This window comes from Monashia sp. HAY1-5C (assembly GCF_056755255.1).
Map to the genome: position 1 here is coordinate 1 of NZ_JBPGXG010000780.1, position 235 is coordinate 235.

1 pseudogene is annotated in these 235 nt (G+C 72.8%); it reads left to right on the top strand.

The window, feature by feature from the left end:
- A pseudogene (locus ACR9ZK_RS23525) lies at nt 1–235 on the top strand (hypothetical protein); the annotation flags it as partial.

The following is a 235-nucleotide window of genomic DNA, read 5'->3' on the forward strand; positions in this document are numbered from 1 at the left end:
TCTGCTGCCGGCGGTCACCTTCATCTTCAGCCGGGCCGGCTGCGAGGCCGCGGTCGGCCAGCTGCTGACCGGGGGCCTGCGTCTCATCCCCGAGGCCGACGGCGAGCGCAACCGCCGCGTCGTAGAGGAGCGCGTCGCGGGGCTGGCCGACGAGGACCTCTCGGTGCTCGGCTAATGGGACTTCGTCGACGGCATCTCGTGCGGCTTCGCTGCCCACCACGCCGGCATGCTCCCG